The sequence below is a fragment of the Nocardioides donggukensis genome (assembly GCF_014842875.1).
Taxonomy (GTDB): Bacteria; Actinomycetota; Actinomycetes; order Propionibacteriales; family Nocardioidaceae; genus Nocardioides; species Nocardioides donggukensis.
The window spans coordinates 86,156-105,612 of record NZ_JACYXZ010000002.1 but is presented as its reverse complement, the minus strand read 5'-3'; the positions used below and the strand labels follow the sequence as shown (position 1 = coordinate 105,612).

18 protein-coding genes are annotated in these 19,457 nt (G+C 72.2%); 7 read left to right on the top strand and 11 right to left on the bottom strand.

From position 1 onward, the window contains the following. Positions 1–20: 20 nt before the first annotated feature. The 6 genes from IE331_RS06850 to IE331_RS06820 all read right to left on the bottom strand — a co-directional run bounded on the left by IE331_RS06850 (position 21) and on the right by IE331_RS06820 (position 9,294). Positions 21–1,073, bottom strand: a complete 1,053-nt coding sequence (locus IE331_RS06850; RefSeq protein WP_192141960.1) for a hemolysin family protein — start codon at positions 1,071–1,073, stop codon at positions 21–23. Next, complete coding sequence (locus IE331_RS06845) at positions 1,066–2,424, bottom strand: hemolysin family protein (RefSeq protein WP_192141958.1); 1,359 nt, start codon at positions 2,422–2,424, stop codon at positions 1,066–1,068. The genes IE331_RS06850 and IE331_RS06845 overlap by 8 nt, the downstream gene beginning before the upstream one ends. A 120-nt stretch (positions 2,425–2,544) precedes the next feature. After that, positions 2,545–5,943: a methylmalonyl-CoA mutase family protein gene (locus IE331_RS16485; protein WP_318646788.1), complete on the bottom strand. Its 3,399-nt coding sequence runs from the start codon at positions 5,941–5,943 to the stop codon at positions 2,545–2,547. 74 nt (positions 5,944–6,017) lie between these two features. Next, positions 6,018–6,830, bottom strand: a complete 813-nt coding sequence (locus tag IE331_RS06830) for a helical backbone metal receptor (RefSeq protein ID WP_225579664.1) — start codon at positions 6,828–6,830, stop codon at positions 6,018–6,020. A 220-nt stretch (positions 6,831–7,050) separates the two neighbouring features. Further along, entirely contained in the window at positions 7,051–8,190 is a 1,140-nt protein-coding gene (locus IE331_RS06825) for an acyl-CoA dehydrogenase family protein (RefSeq protein WP_318646787.1), read from the bottom strand. A 114-nt stretch (positions 8,191–8,304) separates the two neighbouring features. Beyond that, on the bottom strand, positions 8,305–9,294 hold the full coding sequence (locus IE331_RS06820) for a YeeE/YedE thiosulfate transporter family protein (RefSeq protein WP_192141954.1): 990 nt from the start codon (positions 9,292–9,294) through the stop codon (positions 8,305–8,307). A 101-nt stretch (positions 9,295–9,395) separates the two neighbouring features. Between IE331_RS06820 and IE331_RS06815 the strand changes: the two genes are divergently transcribed. After that, positions 9,396–9,857, top strand: a complete 462-nt coding sequence (locus IE331_RS06815) for a hypothetical protein (protein ID WP_201931337.1) — start codon at positions 9,396–9,398, stop codon at positions 9,855–9,857. A gap of 14 nt (positions 9,858–9,871) precedes the next feature. Here IE331_RS06815 and IE331_RS06810 read toward each other — a convergent pair whose 3' ends face one another. Further along, positions 9,872–11,365: an amidase gene (locus tag IE331_RS06810; RefSeq protein ID WP_192141952.1), complete on the bottom strand. Its 1,494-nt coding sequence runs from the start codon at positions 11,363–11,365 to the stop codon at positions 9,872–9,874. Positions 11,366–11,423: 58 nt separating this feature from the next. On the opposite strand from IE331_RS06810, the gene IE331_RS06805 reads away from it, so the two are divergent. After that, on the top strand, positions 11,424–11,942 hold the full coding sequence (locus IE331_RS06805; RefSeq protein WP_192141950.1) for a VOC family protein: 519 nt from the start codon (positions 11,424–11,426) through the stop codon (positions 11,940–11,942). Between the two features lie 73 nt (positions 11,943–12,015). On the opposite strand, the gene IE331_RS06800 is transcribed toward IE331_RS06805, so the two are convergent. Together IE331_RS06800 and IE331_RS06795 are read right to left on the bottom strand one after the other, a co-directional pair. Then, the gene (locus tag IE331_RS06800; RefSeq protein ID WP_192141948.1) at positions 12,016–12,654 is read right to left on the bottom strand and encodes a fasciclin domain-containing protein; all 639 of its coding nucleotides are present in this window, start codon (positions 12,652–12,654) and stop codon (positions 12,016–12,018) included. Positions 12,655–12,786: 132 nt separating this feature from the next. Next, complete coding sequence (locus tag IE331_RS06795; protein WP_201931335.1) at positions 12,787–13,866, bottom strand: zinc-binding dehydrogenase; 1,080 nt, start codon at positions 13,864–13,866, stop codon at positions 12,787–12,789. 129 nt (positions 13,867–13,995) lie between these two features. Between IE331_RS06795 and IE331_RS06790 the strand changes: the two genes are divergently transcribed. Both IE331_RS06790 and IE331_RS06785 read left to right on the top strand, forming a co-directional pair. After that, the gene (locus IE331_RS06790) at positions 13,996–15,375 is read left to right on the top strand and encodes a TrpB-like pyridoxal phosphate-dependent enzyme (RefSeq protein ID WP_192141946.1); all 1,380 of its coding nucleotides are present in this window, start codon (positions 13,996–13,998) and stop codon (positions 15,373–15,375) included. 20 nt (positions 15,376–15,395) lie between these two features. Then, positions 15,396–16,415: a 1-aminocyclopropane-1-carboxylate deaminase gene (locus IE331_RS06785; RefSeq protein WP_192141944.1), complete on the top strand. Its 1,020-nt coding sequence runs from the start codon at positions 15,396–15,398 to the stop codon at positions 16,413–16,415. Positions 16,416–16,443: 28 nt separating this feature from the next. On the opposite strand, the gene IE331_RS06780 is transcribed toward IE331_RS06785, so the two are convergent. Further along, the gene (locus tag IE331_RS06780) at positions 16,444–16,911 is read right to left on the bottom strand and encodes a hypothetical protein (RefSeq protein WP_192141941.1); all 468 of its coding nucleotides are present in this window, start codon (positions 16,909–16,911) and stop codon (positions 16,444–16,446) included. A gap of 182 nt (positions 16,912–17,093) precedes the next feature. Beyond that, complete coding sequence (locus IE331_RS06775; protein ID WP_192141939.1) at positions 17,094–17,495, bottom strand: heavy metal-responsive transcriptional regulator; 402 nt, start codon at positions 17,493–17,495, stop codon at positions 17,094–17,096. A gap of 55 nt (positions 17,496–17,550) precedes the next feature. Between IE331_RS06775 and IE331_RS06770 the strand changes: the two genes are divergently transcribed. The 3 genes from IE331_RS06770 to IE331_RS06760 are packed head-to-tail and all read left to right on the top strand — an operon-like array spanning position 17,551 to position 19,437. Continuing rightward, positions 17,551–17,850 (top strand): thioredoxin family protein, encoded by a 300-nt coding sequence (locus IE331_RS06770; protein ID WP_192141937.1) that lies wholly within the window; start codon positions 17,551–17,553, stop codon positions 17,848–17,850. Further along, a complete protein-coding gene (locus IE331_RS06765) occupies positions 17,843–18,088 on the top strand; it encodes a hypothetical protein (protein WP_192141935.1) in 246 nt (81 codons plus the stop codon). Before IE331_RS06770 ends, IE331_RS06765 begins: the two co-directional genes overlap by 8 nt. Further along, positions 18,085–19,437, top strand: a complete 1,353-nt coding sequence (locus IE331_RS06760) for a dihydrolipoyl dehydrogenase family protein (RefSeq protein WP_192141932.1) — start codon at positions 18,085–18,087, stop codon at positions 19,435–19,437. The genes IE331_RS06765 and IE331_RS06760 overlap by 4 nt, the downstream gene beginning before the upstream one ends. Positions 19,438–19,457 lie beyond the last annotated feature (20 nt).

The window sequence follows — 19,457 nt, the reverse complement described above, 5'->3', positions numbered from 1 at the left end:
CACCGGCGCGACGCCGGTGCTCACGACGTGGCGTCGTCGAGGTGGGCGGCGTCCCGGATCTCGCCCACCAGCTCCTCGAGCACGTCCTCGAGGGTCACCAGCCCCAGGGTGGCTCCCTCCGCGTCGACGACCCGCGCCATGTGCGCCCCCTTGCGCTGCAGGGTCTCCAACGCCTCGTGCAGCACCTCGTGCTGGCCGACGTTGGCGAACGCGTGCACCCACTTCTGGTCGATTGGGCGGGCCCGCTGCTCCGGGTCCGGCTCGAGCGCGTCCTTGATGTGCAGGTAGCCGACCGGCATCCCGTCCTCGCCGAGCACGGGGAAGCGCGAGAACCCGGTGCTCGCGCACAGGTCCTCGACGTCGGCGGTCGTCGCCCCGCGGGGCAGGGTCGTCAGCCGGTCCAGCGGGAGCAGCACCGAGGTGACCGTGCGCTCGGTGAAGCCCAGGGCTCCGGCGAGGCGGTCGTACTCCTCGGCGGCCAGCAGTCCCTCGCCCCGGGACTCCTCCACCAGCGCGGCCACCTCCTCGCGCGTGAACGCCGAGGCCACCTCGTCGCGGGGCTCGATCCGCATCAGCCGCAGGGTGGCGTTCGCGATCGCGTTGAGCGCGACGATGAACGGCCGCAGCAGCGTGACGATGCCCATCATGGGCGGACCCAGCATGAGCGCGGCCCGGTCCGGCCCGGCGAGCGCGATGTTCTTCGGGACCATCTCCCCCAGCACCACGTGCAGGTAGACCACGATCGCCAGCGCGATCATGAACGCGATCGGGTGCAGCAGCTCGGGCGGGGCCCCGATCCGCTCCAGCCCCGGCTCGATCAGGTGGGCGACGGCGGGCTCACCGACGGCACCGAGACCCAGCGAGCAGATCGTGATCCCGAGCTGGGCGCCGGCCATGACCAGGGACACGTTCTCCATGGCCCGCAGCGTGGTGCGCGCCATGGACGACCCGGCGGCGGCCCGGGGCTCGATCTGGGTCCGCCGCGCCGAGATCAGGGCGAACTCGGCGCCGACGAAGAACGCGTTCAGCGCCAGCAGCACCACGGCCACCAGGAGGGCGGTGTAGTCACTCATCGTCGGCCGCCTCCTGCTCGGACACGGTCAGCCGGACCCGGTCGACCCGGAGCCCGTCCATGTGCTCGACCTTGAGTACGGCGACCTGCTGGGGCAGCTCCTCGTCCTCGTCGTCGAGCCGGGCCGGCAGGACGACCTCCGCGATGTCACCGGCCACCGGGATCCTGCCCAGCTCGCGCAGCACCAGGCCGGCGAGCGTGTCGTAGTCCTCGTGCTCGGGCAGGGTGATCCCGGTCAGGTCCTCGATCTCGTCGGGCCGCAGCAGCCCGGACAGCGACCACGAGCCGTCCCGACGCTGTCGTCCCCGGGAGCCGAGCCGGTCGTGCTCGTCGGAGATGTCGCCGACGATCTCCTCCACGACGTCCTCGAGGGTGACGATGCCGGCCTGGCCGCCGTACTCGTCGAGCACGACCGCCATCTGGAAGCCGTCCCGGCGCAGCAGCTGGAGCAGCGGGTCGAGGCGCAGCGAGTCGGGCACCACGATCGGACGGACCATGATGTTGCGGACCCGGGCCGTGGCCCGCTCGTGCACCGGGAGCGCGACGGCGTGCTTGACGTGCACGGTCCCGACCACGGTCTCCGCCTCGTCGAGCACCGGGAAGCGGGAGTGCCCGGTGCTGCGCGCCAGCTCGATCACCGCACTGGCCCGGTCCGTGGAGTCCAGGCTGGTGGTGCGCACCCGGGGAGTCATGATCTCCCCGGCCGTGCGGCTGCCGAACTCGACCGAGCGCTCCATCAGCTCCGCGGTGTCCGCGTCGAGCGTGCCCTGGTCGGCGGAGCGCTGGATGAGCGAGGCCAGCTCGGTCGAGCTCCGGGCCGAGCGCAGCTCCTCCTGGGGCTCCATCCCGAGCCGACGCACGATCATGTTGGCCGAGCCGTTGAGGAACCGGATCGCGGGCCCGTTCGCGGTCGTGAAGGCACGCTGGAACGGCGCCGTCCTCCGGGCGGTCGCGAGCGGGCGGGCGATCGCGATGTTCTTCGGCACCAGCTCCCCGAAGATCATCGTCAGGGCGGTGCTCAGCGTCAGCGCCACCGTGAGCGCGACCGGGCGGACGCCGCCCTCCGGCAGGCCGAGCGCCCGCAGCGGGTCACCGATCAGCTCGGCGATCGCCGGCTCGGCGAGGTAGCCGATCGCGAGGTTCGTGACCGTGATCCCGACCTGGGCGCCGGAGAGCTGGGTGGACAGCGAGCGCAGGGCCTTCTGGACCCCGAGGGCACCGGCGTCCCCCTCCTCGGCCGCCTTGTCCACGGCGCTCCGGTCGACCGTGACCAGCGCGAACTCGGCGGCCACGAAGAGGCCACAGGCCAGGATCAGCAGGAGGGAGGCGCCGAGCAGGAGCGACTCGATCATGGCTGCTGCTCGGAGGGCTGGGAGAGCCGGGGACTATGCGGGCCGTCCATGGAGGTCTGCGTCAGCCTTTTTCGGGTCGAGTGGGTCAGTGGTGCAGGCGTCAGCCTACCGGTGGTCGCCTCACACGTTGCGGCGGTACTGCCCACCCACCTCGAAGAACGCCTCGGTGACCTGCTGCAGCGAGCAGACGCGGGCGGCGTCCATCAGCACGGCGAAGACGTTCTCCCCGCCGATGGCGGCCTCCTTGAGCCTGGCCAGGGCCTGCTCGCCCTCGGTGCGGTGCGTCTCCTGGAAGTCGCGCACCCGGGTCAGCTGTGACTCCTTCTCGGACTCGGTGGCCCGGGCCAGCTCGATGTGGTCCGGGGTGCCATCGCCGGACTCGGGCTTGCGGAACGTGTTCACCCCGACGATCGGCAGCGAGCCGTCGTGCTTGCGGTGCTCGTAGAGCATCGACTCGTCCTGGATCCGGCCGCGCTGGTAGCCGGTCTCCATGGCCCCGAGGACGCCGCCGCGCTCGCTGATCCGGTCGAACTCGGCCAGCACCGCGGCCTCGACGAGGTCCGTGAGCTCGTCGATGACGAAGGACCCCTGGAGGGGGTTCTCGTTCATCGCCATGCCCCACTCCTTGTTGATGATCATCTGGATCGCGAGGGCCCGGCGCACCGACTCCTCCGACGGGGTGGTGACGGCCTCGTCGTAGGCGTTGGTGTGCAGGCTGTTGGCGTTGTCGTAGATCGCGATCAGGGCCTGCAGCGTGGTGCGGATGTCGTTGAAGTCCATCTCCTGGGCGTGCAGGGAGCGGCCGCTGGTCTGGACGTGGTACTTCAGCTTCTGGCTGCGCTCGTTCGCGCCGTACTTGTCGCGCATCGCCACCGCCCAGATCCGGCGGGCGACCCGGCCGATGACCGAGTACTCCGGGTCCATGCCGTTGGAGAAGAAGAACGACAGGTTCGGCGCGAAGTCGTCGATGTCCATGCCGCGCGCCAGGTAGGCCTCGACGTAGGTGAAGCCGTTGGCGAGCGTGAACGCGAGCTGGCTGATGGGGTTCGCCCCGGCCTCGGCGATGTGGTAGCCGGAGATCGACACCGAGTAGAAGTTCCGCACCTTGTGCTGGATGAACCACTCCTGGATGTCGGCCATCATCCGCAGGGAGAACTCCGTCGAGAACAGGCAAGTGTTCTGGCCCTGGTCCTCCTTGAGGATGTCGGCCTGGACCGTGCCTCGCACCTGCGCCAGGCCGTCGGCGGCGAGCAGCGCGCGCTCCTCGGCGTCCGGCTCCCGGCCGTGCTCGGCGGTGAACTTCTCGACCTGCTGGTCGGCGACGGTGTTGAGGAAGAACGCCAGCACGGTCGGGGCCGGGCCGTTGATCGTCATGCTCACGCTGGTGTCGGGCGCGGTCAGGTCGAAGCCGTCGTACAGCGCCTTCATGTCGTCCAGCGTCGCGACCGAGACACCCGAGGTGCCGACCTTGCCGTAGACGTCGGGGCGCGGGTCCGGGTCGCGGCCGTAGAGGGTGACCGAGTCGAACGCGGTCGAGAGCCGGGTCGCCTCGCCGTCGTGGGAGAGCAGCTTGAAGCGGCGGTTGGTCCGGAAGGGGTCGCCCTCGCCGGCGAACATCCGGGCCGGGTCCTCGCCGTCGCGCTTGAACTTGAAGACGCCGGCCGTGAACGGGAAGTGGCCGGGCAGGTTCTCCCGGCGCCAGAACCGGACCAGCTCGCCGTGGTCGGTCCAGCGCGGCAGCGACACCCGCCGGATCTTGTTGCCCGAGAGCGACTCCCGGGTCAGCTTCGTGTGGATCTCCTTGTCGCGGACGACCACGACCTGCTCGTCCCCGGAGTAGGACTCGACGACGTCGGCCCAGCCGGCGACCTGGTCGGCCAGCTCGTGCGGGAGGTCCTTGCGGGCCTGCTCGAGGAGCCGACCGACCGCGTCCGCCGCCCCGGTGGTTGAGGAGGGCGCCCCGCCCCCGGTGGTTGAGGAGGGCGCCTCGACCCCGGTGGTTGAGGAGGGCACCTCGACCCCGGTGGTTGAGGAGGGCGCCCCAGCGCCCGTCTCGAAACCACCCTCGACCCCGGTGGTTGAGGAGGGCGCCCCAGCGCCCGTCTCGAAACCACCCTCGACCAGCTCGGCGTGCACCGCCTCGAGCCGCTGCACCCGGCGGGCGGCCTCGGCCAGCTCGTCGGTGCGGGCGTGGTAGCCGCGGATCGTCTCGGTGATCTCGGCCAGGTAGCGGACCCGGTCGGTGGGCACCACCTGGGCGATGCCGCTGGAGTGCCGGACGTCGACCGCCGGCAGCGTGCCCTCCTCCACGGGCAGCCCGCGCTCCTGCAGGAGCCCGCGCAGGTGCTGGTAGAGGGCGGTGACGCCGTCGTCGTTGAACGTCGCGGCGCTGGTGCCGAAGACCGGCATGTCCTCGGGCCGCTTGCCGAAGGCCTCCCGGTTGCGGACCAGCTGCCGGCCCACGTCCCGCATCGCGTCGAGGGCGCCGCGACGCTCGAACTTGTTGATCGCGACGACCTCGGCGAAGTCGAGCATGTCGATCTTCTCCAGCTGCGAGGCGGCGCCGAACTCGGGGGTCATGACGTAGATCGGCAGGTCGACGTGGGGCAGGATCCCGGCGTCCCCCTGGCCGATGCCGGGGGTCTCGACGACGACCAGGTCGAAGCCGGCCGCCTTGAGCACGGTGATCACGTCGTCGAGGTGCTCGGGGAGCTCGCGGCTGCCCCGGGTGGCGACGCTGCGGAAGAGGACCCGGTCCCCGTCGAGGGAGTTCATCCGGATCCGGTCCCCCAGCAGGGCTCCGCCGCCGCGGCGGCGGGTCGGGTCGACGGCGACCACCGCGACCCGCAGCTTGTCCTGCTGGTCGACGCGGAACCGACGGACCAGCTCGTCGGTGAGGCTGGACTTGCCGGAGCCTCCGGTGCCCGTGATGCCCAGCACCGGGATGGTCCGCGCCGCGGCGGCGTCGCGCAGCGCGGCCAGCATGTCCTCGGGCAGGTCCCCCTGCTCGGCACCGGTGATCGCCCGCGCCACCGACGCCCGGTCGCCGGCGACGACCGCCTCGGCCGGGGCCTGGCCCAGCGCCCACAGGTCGAGGTCGCAGTCGCGGACCATGGAGTTGATCATCCCCACCAGGCCCATCCGCTGGCCGTCCTCGGGGCTGAAGATCGTCACCCCGGACGCGCGGAGCCGCTCGATCTCGTCGTGGACGATCACGCCGCCCCCGCCGCCGTACACCTTGACATGCCCGGCGCCGCGCTCGCGCAGGGAGGAGACGAGGTACTCGAAGTACTCGACGTGGCCGCCCTGGTAGGAGGAGACGGCGACGCCCTGCACGTCCTCCTCGAGGCAGGCGTCGACCACCTCGGCGACGCTGCGGTTGTGACCGAGGTGCACGACCTCGGCGCCCTGGCTCTGCAGGATCCGGCGCATGATGTTGATCGAGGCGTCGTGGCCGTCGAAGAGGCTCGAGGCGGTCACGAAGCGGACCGGGTTCACGGGGGTGTGCAGGTCGCTCACGGGTGGCTCTCCCTGGGGAGCGGGCACGGCGTCGGTCGGGCGGCCCGCGAAATTAGTAGGACGTCCTAGTAATTCTAGCGGACCGGCGCCACGGCCGCCACCAGGGCGGACCGCGCCCCGACCAGTGAGGGGCCGTACCACGTGAGCAGCCGGCCGCTCACCAGGCGGGTGGGGACCGTGAAGGCCTCCGGGCCGTCGTCAGCGGTGAAGACGTACGGCTCGTCCGGGAGCAGCACCACGTCCGGGTGCCGGGCCTCGATGTCGGCCACCTCCACGGCTGGGTAGCGGTCCGGCGCGTCGGCGTGGACGTTGGCCAGGCCGAGCCGCGCGAGCAGGTCGCCGGTGAAGGTGTCCCGGCCGACGACCATCCACGGGTCCCGCCAGATGGCGACCGAGGCCCGGCCCAGCGGCTCGCCCGGCGACGCCCACTCGGTCGCCGCCTCGGCCAGCCACGGCGGCGCCACCCCGAACGCCTCGTCGAAGAGCCGGCCGAGCGAGGCGAGCGCGCCGTCCAGCGTCTCGGTCACGGTCACCCAGACCTCGATCCCGCGCTCGCGCAGCCGGCGTACGTCGAGCTCGCGGTTCTCCTCCTGGTTGGCGATCACAAGGTCGGGCGTCAGGTCGACGATCGCGGCGAGGTCGGGGTTCTTGGTGCCCCGCACGCGCGGCACGTCGAGATCCGCCGGATGGGTGCACCAGTCGGTCGCCCCGGCCAGCGCTTCCGGGACGGTCGCCGCCAGGGACTCGGTGATCGACGGGACCAGGGAGACCACGCGCCGGGGCGGGCCGGCCAGCCTCACGGGGTGCCGGAGGTCGTCGCGCGGCCGGGCGTCGTCGAGGGCGTCGTCGAGGTCCTCGGCGGGTGGGACTGGGGGTGGGGCGGGCATGACGGCGAGGCTAGCGCGCTCGCGCTGTCGCCCGATCGGGCAGTTCCGCTCACCCGATCGGACGGTTTCGGCTCCCCCGCACCCCGACGCGCTCGCCCCTGGGGGCCGGGACGGATAGCGTTGCTTCCACCCGTCGCTCGCGACTCTCGTCGCGGCGGCGGCAGGAGCCTACGGGCGGCGACACGTTCCAGGGGCGTCGCCCGTAGGCCCCAGCGGCCGGTCAGAGCCCCAGCGACCGCCCGATGATCTCCTTCTGGATCTCGGTGGTCCCGCCGTAGATCGTCTGCACCCGGCTGTCGAGGAACGCCCGGGCGATCGGGTACTCGCGCATGTAGCCGTAGCCCCCGTGCAGCTGCAGCGCGGTGTCGACGTGCCGCTTCTGGGTCTCGGTGACCCACCACTTCGCCATGCTCGCGGTCGCGGCGTCCAGGTCGCCGGTGAGGTGCTTCTTGAGGCAGTCGTCGACGAAGACCCGAGCCAGGCTGGCCTCGGTCGCCATCTCGGCGAGCACGAACCGGTTGTGCTGGAACGAGCCGATCGCCCGGCCGAACGCCTGCCGCTCCTTGGCGTAGCCGACGGCCAGGTCCCGGACCGCCTCGATGGCCGCGGCGCCGGCGACCGCGATCGAGAGCCGCTCCTGGGACAGGTTCGTCATCAGGTAGTAGAAGCCCTGGCCCGCCTCGCCGAGGAGGTTCTCCTTCGGGACCCGCACGTCCTCGAAGGACAGCTCCGCGGTGTCCTGGGCGTGCTGGCCGATCTTGTCGAGGTTGCGACCCCGGCCGAAGCCGTCCATGCCGCGCTCCACGACGAGCAGGCTGAAGCCGTTCACCCCCGCGTCCGGCTCGGTGCGCGCGACCACGATCACCAGGTCGGAGAGGATCCCGTTGCTGATGAACGTCTTCGCGCCGTTGAGCAGGTAGTGGTCGCCCTGGTCGGCGGCCGTGGTGCGGATGCCCTGCAGGTCGCTGCCGGTGCCCGGCTCGGTCATCGCGATCGCGGCGATCAGGTCCCCGGAGGTCAGTCCGGGCAGCCAGCGGCGCTTCTGCTCGTCGGTCGCCAGCGAGCCGTAGTACGGCGCGATCATGTCGTTGAACAGCGAGAACGCCGCGCCGTGCAGACCCCGGTAGGCCATCTCCTCGGTGACGACCGCGTTGAAGCGGAAGTCGTCGCTGCCGCCCCCGCCGTACTCCTCCGGGAGGTTCATCCCGAGCATGCCCTGGCGCCCGGCGGCCTGCCACACCTCCCGGGAGACCACCCCGTCCGCCTCCCACTGCTCGTGGTGCGGCACCACCTCCTTGTCGAGGAACGAGCCCACGGCCGAGCGGAAGGCATCGTGTTCGTCGGTGAAGAGTTCGCGCATCGAGGATCCGTTCGTCTCGGAGGACATGAGGTCACCCCAGTCTGCCCCCCATGCTCGATAGTCCACGAAGTTCGAGTCGTCCTGGAGCGGATCCGACGACTCGAACTTCGTCGACTATCGGGTGGGGGTGGGGAGCCAAGCGGGACGGGACGCTTTGGATCGCGCCCTGCCGGCCGCCAGGACGCCGAGCGCCATCGCGGCGACGACGACGAACGAGCTGACGTTGAGCTGGGCGACGCCGGAGACGCCGTGCCCCAGGTTGCAGCCGCCGGCGATCCAGCCACCCGCGCCGAGCAGGAAACCGCCGGCCGCCAGCTGGAGGAACCGGACCGGGTTCTCGCCCCGGGGCCGCCACCGGCCGGACTGCCGCGCGGAGAGGTGGGCGCCGAGCACGATGCCGAACAGGAAGGCGACCAGCCACCAGTTGACCCGACCGGCCTGGACGCTGTTCGCGGCACCGACCGTGCTCGGGCCGAACGAGGAGCCGCCGAGGCCTGCCAGCAGCCACCCGGCCACGGTCACCACGCCCAGCCCGACACCGATCCGCGGCCAGGACCAGGCCCGACTCCGATCGGAGCCGGCACCGCGCACGCCGCGGCGCCCCCAGAGCAGCGCCACGACACCGCCGAGCAGGACCAGGGCCACCAGCAGCCGGGGCAGACCGAGGACGGCCGGGAGGGTGCCCGCCTCACCCCCGGCCAGGACGGTCGGTCCGTCGAGGGAGACGTTGGTCGCGGCCAGCTCCCCCAGCACCCAGGCCGTGATCCCGACCGCCGCGCCGAGCATCCCGGCACCGAGCTTGTAGAACAGCCCGGAGACGCAGGAGCGGGCCACCACCATGCCGACGCCGATGATCACGCCGCCGACGACGTTCTGCACCGGGCGGAAGGCCAGGCCGGTGTTGAGCCCCGACGACCACTCGGTGAGGTAGACCAGCGACAGGCCTACCGAGGCGAGGGAGACGCCCAGCAGCCAGCCGCGCAGCAGACGGGTGCGCCCCTGCCACGCGCCGGCGAACATCGAGTGGAAGCAGAGGTCGGAGCGCTGAAGCACGAAGCCCATGAGGGCTCCCGCCAACGCGCCGGTGGCGATCATCTCGAGCATGCGACCTCGTCCCGTCCCTCGTGACCTGACCGGCACGGTAACCCGGCGGGACGGCCCCCGGCTTCCAGCGGCCGGCCGGACCCCGCGGGATCGGGCCTACGATGGAGGGCCAGCAGGAGCGGCCGGTCGTCGCCCGCGAGGAGGTCGAGATGTCGGAGCTCGTGCTCTCGGACGAGGGCCGGATCCTCGCGGGGATCCTGCTGCTGTCCCTCGTCACCGTGGAAACCGGGGGCGTGTACCTGGTCCGGCTGTGGCAGCGCGGGGGCGTGACCGAGTTCCAGGCGGGTTTCGCCCGCGCCGGGCACGCGCACGCCGGCGTGCTGCTCATCCTCGGCCTGCTCTGCCAGCCGCTCGCCGACGCCGCCGATCTGCCCGTCGGCTGGGACTGGGCGGCACGGAGCGGTGTGCCGATCGCGGCGATCCTGATGCCGGCCGGCTTCTTCCTGTCCTCCATGGGCAGGGGACGCGAGCGTCCGAATCGCCTGGTCGCGCTGGTGTACGCCGGCGGGCTGGTGCTGGCGCTCGGCCTCAGCGTGCTCGGGGTCGGGCTGCTCGTAGCCTGATCGCGCGGCGGCGCTCAGCCCGCGGTGACCGGGGCCGGGAAGCGCTGGATCCAGGGCTGGGCCTCCTCGAGCTGCGCCGCCAGCCGCAGCAGGTCGCCGTCCGCGCCGAGGCGGCCGACGAACTGGACGCCGAGCGGCAGTCCGGCCGCGGTCCAGTGCAGCGGCACGCTGATCGCCGGCCGTCCGGTGAGGTTCGCCAGCTGGGTGTAGGGGACCCAGCCGATGTTCTCGGAGATGATCTCCTCCAGCACGCCGGTCGCGGCCAGGACCTTGCCGCCGCGGAGCCGGCTGACGATCCGCGACGCCTTCTGGAGCCGGTCCGGTGTCGTGGTCACGCCGACCGGCAGCGGCGGGGTGGCCAGGGTCGGCGTGAGGAAGTAGTCGTAGCGCTCGTGGAAGTCCGCGAGGGAGTGGATGTAGCCGTTCACGTTCTGCAGCGCGCGCAGCAGCCCGAGCATGCCGGCGGCCCGGCCGAGCTCGGCGGTGGCGAGGGTGTCGGCCTCGAACTGGCTGTCCTTGGCGCCGAGCCGCTGCTTGACGTCGGCGACCTGGCCGTAGAGCTGGGCGAACCAGATCGTCAGGAAGTCCCGGGCCAGGGCCTCGTCGTCGTGTGGCGGCGCCACCTCCTCGACGTCGTGGCCCAGCTCGGTCAGGAGCCGGGCGGCACCCTCGACGGCCGCGACCGCCTCCGGGTCGGGGCTGGCGTTGATCGCGGAGGACGCCGAGTAGCCGATCCGGAGCCGGCCCGGCGCCTCGCGGATCCGGTCGACGAACGCGACGTCGTGGGTCGCACCCTGGTAGCCGGCCCGCGGGTCCGGCCCGATGATCGCGTCCAGCAGCCCGGCACTGTCCCGGACCGTCCGCGACACCACCCCCTGGGTGACCATCCCGAACATCACCTCGCCGGTCTGCGGACCGTAGGGGCCCAGACCTCGGCTGGTCTTCAGCCCGACCAGCCCGTTGCAGGCGGCGGGGATCCGCACCGACCCGCCCCCGTCGTTGGCGCCGGCGGCGGGCACGATCCCGGCCGCGACCGCCGCACCGGACCCGCCCGAGGAGCCGCCGGGCGTGTGCCCGGTGTGCCAGGGGTTGCGGGCCGGGCCGAAGTGCTCTGACTCGGTGACGCCCTTGGCGCCGAACTCCGGCGTGTTGGTCTTGCCGAAGACGACCAGCCCGGCGTCGAGGAACCGCTGGGTCACGAGCGCGTGCCGGTCCGCCACGTCGGCGGCCAGCGACCGGGAGCCGTTGGAGGTCGGGAACCCGGCGTACTCCTGCCCGAGGTCCTTCACCAGGAACGGGACACCGGCGAACGGCCCGGCCAGCGAGGGGTCGGCGGCCCGCTCGTCGGCCTCTCCGCCGAGATCGGCGACCACGGCGTTCAGGGAGGGGTTCACCTCGTCCCGGCGCCGCCGGGCCAGGGCCAGCAGCTCGGCGGCGGTGACCTCACCGCGGCTCACCATGCCGGCCAGGTCGGTCGCGTCGTGGCGCTGGTACTCGTCGGGCTCCATGGCGTGAGGCTAGCCCGCGCACCTGTCATCCTGAGGGCAGACGACCGAGGAGGACGCCGTGAGCGAGAATCACCCCGCGTCGGGGACGCCGGACCTGGCCGCGCTGGAGGCCGAGCGGGACCGGATCCGGGAGCGGCACCTGCGCCCCGCGGCCGAACGACCCGACTCCTCGGCTCGCGGCCTGCACCACACCGCCCTGATCAGCAGCGACGTCGAGCGGACCGTCGAGTTCTACCAGGGAGTGCTGGAGTTCCCGCTGACCGAGCTCGTCGACAACCGTGACTACCCCGGCTCCTCGCACTTCTTCTTCGACATCGGCAACCAGAACCTGCTCGCCTTCTTCGACTTCCCCGGCCTCGACGTCGGCCCGTACGCCGAGGTGCTGGGCGGCCTGCACCACGTGGCGATCTCGGTCGCCCCGGAGCGGTGGCGGCGACTGGTCCGCAGGCTGCAGGACGCCGGTGTCGAGCACGAGGTGCACAGCGACGTCTCGGTCTACTTCCGCGACCCCGACGGCGCCCGGATCGAGCTCATCGCCGATCCGCTCGGGGAGATGTACGGCACCGAGGTGCTCTGACGTCAACCGGCCCGCCCCCGGGTCGCGGGGACTGGCCGATCGAGTGGCCGGTCGAGGGACCGGCGCGACCCGGTCAGAGGTCGATCGGGCGCAGCATCCGGTGGATGCCGTGCGCGATCTGCCGGTTGCCCTCGTTGATGTCGAGCAGCTTCGGGACCAGACGCGGGTTGCGGTCGTCGTAGTCCTTGTCGATCAGGTAGATCCGGTTCGGACGGACGTCCACCGTCACGGTCTCGCCCAGCGCCGTGTCGAGCCTCGCGCCGTCGGACTTCGCCGCCTGCGCGGAGTCGATCGTGGCGCCGGGGACGACGTGGTAGAGCAGCACGGCCTCGATCGTGTCGACGCCGAGGGTGGCGACGGCCTGGAAGGTCTGCCGCTCGTTGCGCGGCGGCGTGCCGGTGACGTCACGCACCAACCGCCGGAACGCACGGTCGGTCGGCACGAAGGCCGTGAGCGCCTCCCGGCCGTCGGCGAGCACGCCGACCGGGCTGGACGGCTTGGCCTCGAGGACGGTGAGCGCCGCCCGCTCGACGATGTCGAAGTCCTTCCAGTTGCGGTCGAAGCCGACGCCGTCGGCGGCCAGCACCTCGACCAGGCTGGTCGTCCCGGGGTGGGGGTGGCCGTCGCCGGCCGAGGCCGACGAGGCAGGGACCGCCACGGCGGCGGACGCGAGGGCGGCCGTGAGGCCGATGGCTGCGATGCGGTTCTTCATCGTTCTTTCCCTTCGGTTCGGATGGAGTGTGGAGCCGGGTCCCCGCACCTGGTTCCGACCGTGATTCGGAGCACACTCCACCCGCGGATGGGAATTTGTCCAATCTTTGTCCAGCGTTCGTCCGGGGCGCTCTCAGGGCACGATGACGAGCTTGCCCACGTGCCCGCGCCGGGCCAGCTCCTCCTGGGCGGCCGGCACCTCGTCGAGGCCGAACGTGGCGGCGACGACGGGGCGGACCTCGCCCCGCCGGGCGATCTCCACCAACAGCTCGAAGATCCGGGGCGTGTGCATGGTCGAGCCGAGCAGCGCCAGGTTCGTCAGGTAGAGCCGGCGGACGTCGAGGTCGACCGCCCACCCGTCGAGCGCCCCGGCCACCACCCAGCGGCCCCCGGGGCGCAGCAGCCCGAGTCCGGGGCCCACCAGCGGGCCGGCCGCGACGTCGATCACCGCGTCGTAGCCGGTCCCGACGGCCGCCGACGCGTCGGCCAGGACGGCACCGCGCGTGCGGTCCACGGTCGCCTCGGCGCCGGCCCGCCGTACGCCGTCCCGCTTGCTGCCGCTGCACACCCCCACCACCCGCGCGCCCCGGGCCGTGGCCAGCTGGACCGCGGCCAGGCCGACCCCGCCGGAGGCGCCCGTGACCAGGACGGTGTGGCCCTGCGCCACAGCCGCGCGCTCGAGCATGCCCAGGGCGGTGCCGTAGGCGATGGGCAGGGCGCCGAGCTCGACATCGGTGAGCGGCGACCCGTCCACCGGGTGGGCCCGGGCGGCCGGCACCACGACGTACTCCGCGAAGCCGCCGTCCCGCTCGCTGCCGAGGATGTCGTCGGGCAGGGCGTCCGGGCCGGGCCCGTCGTAGTGCGCCGGGTCCACCAGGACCCGTGAGCCCACCAGCGACCCGGGGGCCCGCTCCCCCGCGGCCACCACGGTCCCCGCGACGTCCCCGCCCTGGATCCGTGGGAAGTCGATCGGCCCGAGCCAGCCGGCCTTCGCGTCCGGGTCCTCCGCGGTGCCGTAGGCACCCTCCCGGGTCCACAGGTCGGTGTTGTTGCACCCGGCCCCACCCACCTGCACCAGCACCTCGTCCGGGCCCGGCTCCGGGACCGGCAGCTCGCGCACCTCGATCGCGTCGAGCCCGCCGTGGCGGGTGGTCACCGCGGCCCGCATCCGCTCCGGCAGTGCGGTCCGTCCCTCGGTCCTTGGCGTGGTCATGGGCCCACGATGGCAGAGGTGCCGCGACGAGCAGAGCGACCAGCCGGCGACGATCCCTCGACCGGCCCAGCGCCACCCACTAGGGTCCGAGGAGTCGTGGGGGGACACGCGAGGCACGGGAGGCCGGCCATGGGAGATCCGCAGCAGCACAAGATCCTGCTGGACGAGGACGAGATGCCGACCCGCTGGTACAACGTCCTCGCCGACCTGCCCTCGCCCGCTCCCCCGGTGCTGCACCCGGGCACCGGTCAGCCGGTCGGCCCCGAGGACCTGGCCCCGCTCTTCCCGATGGACCTGATCCTGCAGGAGGTCTCGACCGAGCAGTACGTCGAGATCCCGCCCGAGGTGCTCGACGTCTACCGACTGTGGAGGCCGAGCCCGCTCTACCGCGCGCACCGGCTGGAGCGGGCCCTGGGCACGCCGGCCCGCATCTACTACAAGTACGAGGGCGTCTCGCCGGCCGGCTCGCACAAGCCGAACACCTCGGTCCCGCAGGCCTTCTACAACGCCAAGGCCGGGGTGCGGCGGCTGACCACCGAGACCGGCGCCGGACAGTGGGGCACGGCCCTGGCCTTCGCGTGCGCGCAGTTCGACATGGAGTGCGAGATCTGGCAGGTGCGGGCGTCGTACGACCAGAAGCCCTACCGCAAGATCATGATGGAGGTCTTCGGCGGCACCGTGCACCCGAGCCCGTCGGACCTCACCGAGGCGGGGCGCACGATCCTGGCCCGCGACCCCGACTCCACGGGGTCGCTCGGGATCGCCATCAGCGAGGCGGTGGAGATGGCCGCGCAGGACCCGGCCACCAACTACGCGCTGGGCAGCGTGCTCAACCACGTCCTGCTGCACCAGACGATCATCGGCGAGGAGGCCCTGCTCCAGCTGGCCAAGATCGGCGAGACCCCCGACCTGCTCGTCGGCTGCACCGGGGGCGGCTCGAACTTCGGCGGCCTGGCGTTCCCGTTCCTGCGCGAGAAGTGGGCCGGCCGGATGTCGCCGACGGTCCGGGCCGTGGAGCCGGCCGCCTGCCCGTCACTGACCCAGGGCACCTACGCCTACGACTTCGGCGACACCCTGGGCATGACCCCGCTGATGAAGATGCACACGCTCGGCCACGACTTCGTCCCCGACCCGATCCACGCCGGCGGCCTGCGCTACCACGGCATGAGCCCGCTGATCTCGCACCTCTACGAGACCGGCGAGATCGAGGCGGTGGCCAAGCCCCAGACCGAGTGCTTCGCGGGCGGCGTCCTCTTCGCGCGCACCGAGGGCATCGTGCCGGCGCCGGAGCCGACGCACGCGATCGCCGCCGCCGTCGAGGAGGCGCAGCGCTGCGTCGAGACCGGCGAGGAGAAGGTGATCCTCACCGCCCTCTGCGGGCACGGCCACCTCGACCTGGCGGCGTACGACGCGTACCTGGCCGGCGACGTCACCGACCACGCCTTCGAGGACGACGACATCCAGGCGTCGGTCGCGGAGGCGCTGTCGAAGCTGCCCACCGTCGTCTGACCCGACCCAGGAGCCCGTCCATGTCACTGGCCGACTTCCCCCGCCACCCGCTCACCTTCGGGCCCAGCCCGGTCCACCCGCTCGAGCGGCTGAGCAACCACCTCGGTGGCGCCGAGCTCTGGGCCAAGCGCGAGGACTGCAACAGCGGCCTGGCGTTCGGTGGCAACAAGACCCGCAAGCTCGAGTACATCGTCCCGGATGCGCTGGCCCAGGGCGCCGACACGCTGGTCTCCATCGGCGGATACCAGTCCAACCACACCCGACAGGTCGCCGCCGTCGCCGCCAGGCTGGGCATGGGGTGCCGGCTCGTCCAGGAGAAGTGGGTCGACTGGGACGACCCCGGCAACGACCGGGTCGGCAACATCCTGCTGTCGCGGATCATGGGCGCCGACGTGCGCCTCGACGACGCCGGCTTCGACATCGGCATCCGTACGTCGTGGGAGGACGCCCTGCACGAGGTCGAGGCCGCCGGCGGCAAGCCGTACGGCATCCCGGCCGGGGCCTCGGAGCACCGGCTCGGAGGGCTCGGCTTCGCCAACTGGGCCTTCGAGGTGGCCGAGCAGGAGCGCCGGCTCGGCGTCTTCTTCGACACGATCGTCGTCTGCACGGTGACCGGCTCCACCCACGCCGGCATGATCGCCGGCTTCGCCGCCCTCCAGGAGAGCGGCGACACCCGTCCGCGGCGGATCCTGGGCATCGACGCCTCGGCCACGCTGGCCCGGACGCGCGACCAGGTGGCGCGGATCGCCCGGTCCACAGCCGAGCTGATCGACCTCGGCCGCGAGCTGCGCGAGGAGGAGATCCAGGTGCTCGAGGGCTGGGCCGGGGATCTCTACGGCATCCCCGTGGACTCCACGATCGAGGCCATCCGTCTCTCCGGGCGGCTCGAGGGCATGATCATCGACCCGGTCTACGAGGGGAAGTCGATGGCCGGCCTGATCGACCTCGTCGGCTCCGGGGAGATCGGCCGCGACTCCACCGTGCTCTACGCCCACCTCGGCGGGCAGCCCGCCCTCAACGCCTACGCCGGGATCTTCTGACTCCCGACCGCGATCGGGCTCCGGGCGGCTACCGCCCGACGCAGGTCGCCTCCTCGAACTCGACCTGCGCGCGGGGACCGTCCGGCGTCTGCCGCACCACGTAGCTGCCGCGGAACTTGGCGACCCGACCGGACGCGTTCCGGCCGACGAAGCGGACCTGCTGGTGGAGGACGAAGTCGGTGAACGTGCCCGGGTCGGCGTCGGTGACGCCGAAGTTGTCGCGGAAGCGCCCGCTGAAGCCGTCCTCGGTGTGCCAGTCGGCAGCGACGTGCTGGGTGATGTGGAACGCGCCGTTGCCGTCCTCGGCCTCCCGGACGAGCAGCTGCTGGTCGGTGAGCGTGAGCAGGGTGGACGCGCCCGTGCACGGGTTGTCGACCGGGAACTGCTCGTCCGGCAGCGTGAAGCGCTCCACACCCCCCGCCCACGCGGTGCCGCCCGTCCCGGCCACCAGCCCGAGGGCGAGCGTGGCCGTCGCCACGAGATGAGATGTGCGCATGATGCCTCCTCCAGAGCAGGAACCCGAGGCCTCTCTGGCCCCGCGATGGCGGCCGGCAGGTGGCCCACCGGCCACTGGGGTGTGCGACTCCCCGTGTCCACACACTCCTCCGTGCGCCACCGGAGCGCAACGGGCCGGCCGGAGACGCTCCGCTCCCGCGGTCCGGCGGCGACGCCGACCCCTCAGGAGTCCGGCACGAGGATGTGACAGATGGTGCTGTCGGTGCAGTCCGCGGGGTCGAGCCGGCCACTGCGGCCCAGGAGGCCCTCGATCTCCTGCTCGAGGAGGACGAGCTCTCGTTGCCGCTCGTGCACGACCCCGAGCTTGGTGCGGAGCAGTTCGTCGACGTGGGCGCAGGGGACGGCGCCGTCGCGACGCAGGTCCAGGATCCCCGCCAGCTCGACGAGGGTGAGCCCGGCCGCCTGACCGCTGCGGATGAAGGCGAGCTGGGTCAGCACCGAGGCGTCGTACTCGCGATAGCCGTTGGGGCCGCGTCGCGGTGACGGGAGCAGGCCCCGGCGCTCGTAGAAGCGGATGGTCTGCGCCGGCAGGCCCGCGGCGTCGGCGACTTCTCCGATGCGCATGTCCCCATCCTACGGCTTGACCTTGCACCGTGGATCAAGGTCTAGCGTCGCTGACATGGACATCACACTGCTCTACTTCGACGACTGCCCCAACTGGAGGCTCGCAGACGAGCGGCTGAGGGAGCTCTCGGCCGAGCGTCCCGACCTGAGCGTGACGCGTCACCTCGTCTCGACCCCGGAGGAGGCCGAGCGCATCGGCTTCCTCGGCTCCCCCAGCATCCTGGTCGACGGCGTGGACGCCTTCGCCCAGCCCGGCCTGCAGGTCGGGCTGTCGTGCCGGAGGTACCCCACCCCCGACGGGTTCGAGGGTGCGCCCACGCTGCAGCAGATGCGAGAGGCGCTCACGGGTGCCTGAGCGGATGACGACCTTCGGGCCGATCGCCGCCGTCGCCGGGGCCGTCGGACTGTGCTGCGGACTGCCGCTGCTGCTGTCCCTGGGGGTGCTCGGGGCGGTCGCCGGCCTGTCCCTGCAGAGCTGGGCACTGATCGGCCTCGGGCTCCTGCTGGCCCTGGTCGGCGGGGCACGCTGGGCGAGGCACGGGCGGCGCCCGGTGCCGACCACCGAGGTCACCGCGAAGGAGCACCAGGCATGACGCAGAGGTACGACCTGATGGTCGTCGGGGCCGGCATGGCCGGCGTCGCCGCCGCGAACAAGTGCGCCGCCCAGGGGTGGCGGGTGGCGATCGTCGACTCCCTCCCCTACGGAGGAACGTGCGCCCTCCGGGGGTGCGACCCCAAGAAGATCCTGCGCCGGGCCGCCGAGGTCATCGACGGTGCGCGCCTGATGCGCGGCAGAGGCATCGACGAGGCCGGGCTGTCCATCAACTGGGCGGACCTGATGAAGCACAAGCACGGCTTCACCGACCCGGTCCCCACGACCATGGAGGACGGGCTGACCGGCAACGGCGTCGACACGCTCCACGGCCGCGCGAGGTTCACCGGGACCCACCGGATGGAGATCGACGGAGTCCCGGTCGACGCCGACCGCTTCCTGATCGCCACGGGAGCACGGCCCCGCCTCCTCGACTTCGACGGTCACGAGCACCTGGTCGACAGCACCGACTTCCTCGACCTCGAGGCCCTCCCGCCGCGGATCCTGTTCGTCGGGGGTGGATTCATCTCCTTCGAGTTCGCGCACCTCGCGGCCCGGGCCGGGAGCTCGGTTGTCATCGTGGACCGCGGGGAGCGCCCGCTGAAGAGCTTCGACCCGGACCTCGTGGAGCTCCTCGTCGACCGTGGCGACGAGGTCGGCGTCGACCTGCGCCGCTCCACCACCATCGCCGGCGTCGAGCGGACCGATCGCGGCCACCGGGTCACGCTGGAACGCTCAGGCGTCCGGGAGACGATCGAGACCGACCTCGTCGTCCACGGCGCGGGACGGGTCCCCGACCTGTCCGACCTGGGACTCGACCACGCCGAGGTCGAGTGGGGCGACCGTGGGGTGAGGGTGAGCGACCACCTCCGGAGCACGACCAACCCCGCGGTCTGGGCGGCCGGGGACTCCGCGGACACCGCCGGGATGCCCCTGACTCCGGTCGCGGTCTCCGAGGCCAAGGTCGCCGCGTCCAACATGCTCAAGGGGACCAGCGCCGCCCCGGACTACTCCGGGATCCCCACCGCGGTCTTCACCATCCCCGAGCTGGTCCGCGTCGGCATGCTCGAGCAGGAGGCGCGCGACCGGGGCATCGACCTCGGTGTCCGCTACTCCGACACCAGCGGCTGGTACTCGCAGTACCGGATCGGGGAGACGACGGCGGCCGCGAAGATCCTGGTCGACCGGTCGAACGACCGGGTCGTCGGCGCGCACCTGCTGGGGCCGGAGTACGCCGAGCTGGTCAACACCTTCGGCCTGGCCATCAAGCTCGGCCTCACGACCCGACAGCTGAGGTCCGCGACGGCCGCCTACCCCACCGTCGGGTCGGACCTGGGCTCCATGCTCTGAGCGCTGCCTCGGCCACGAGC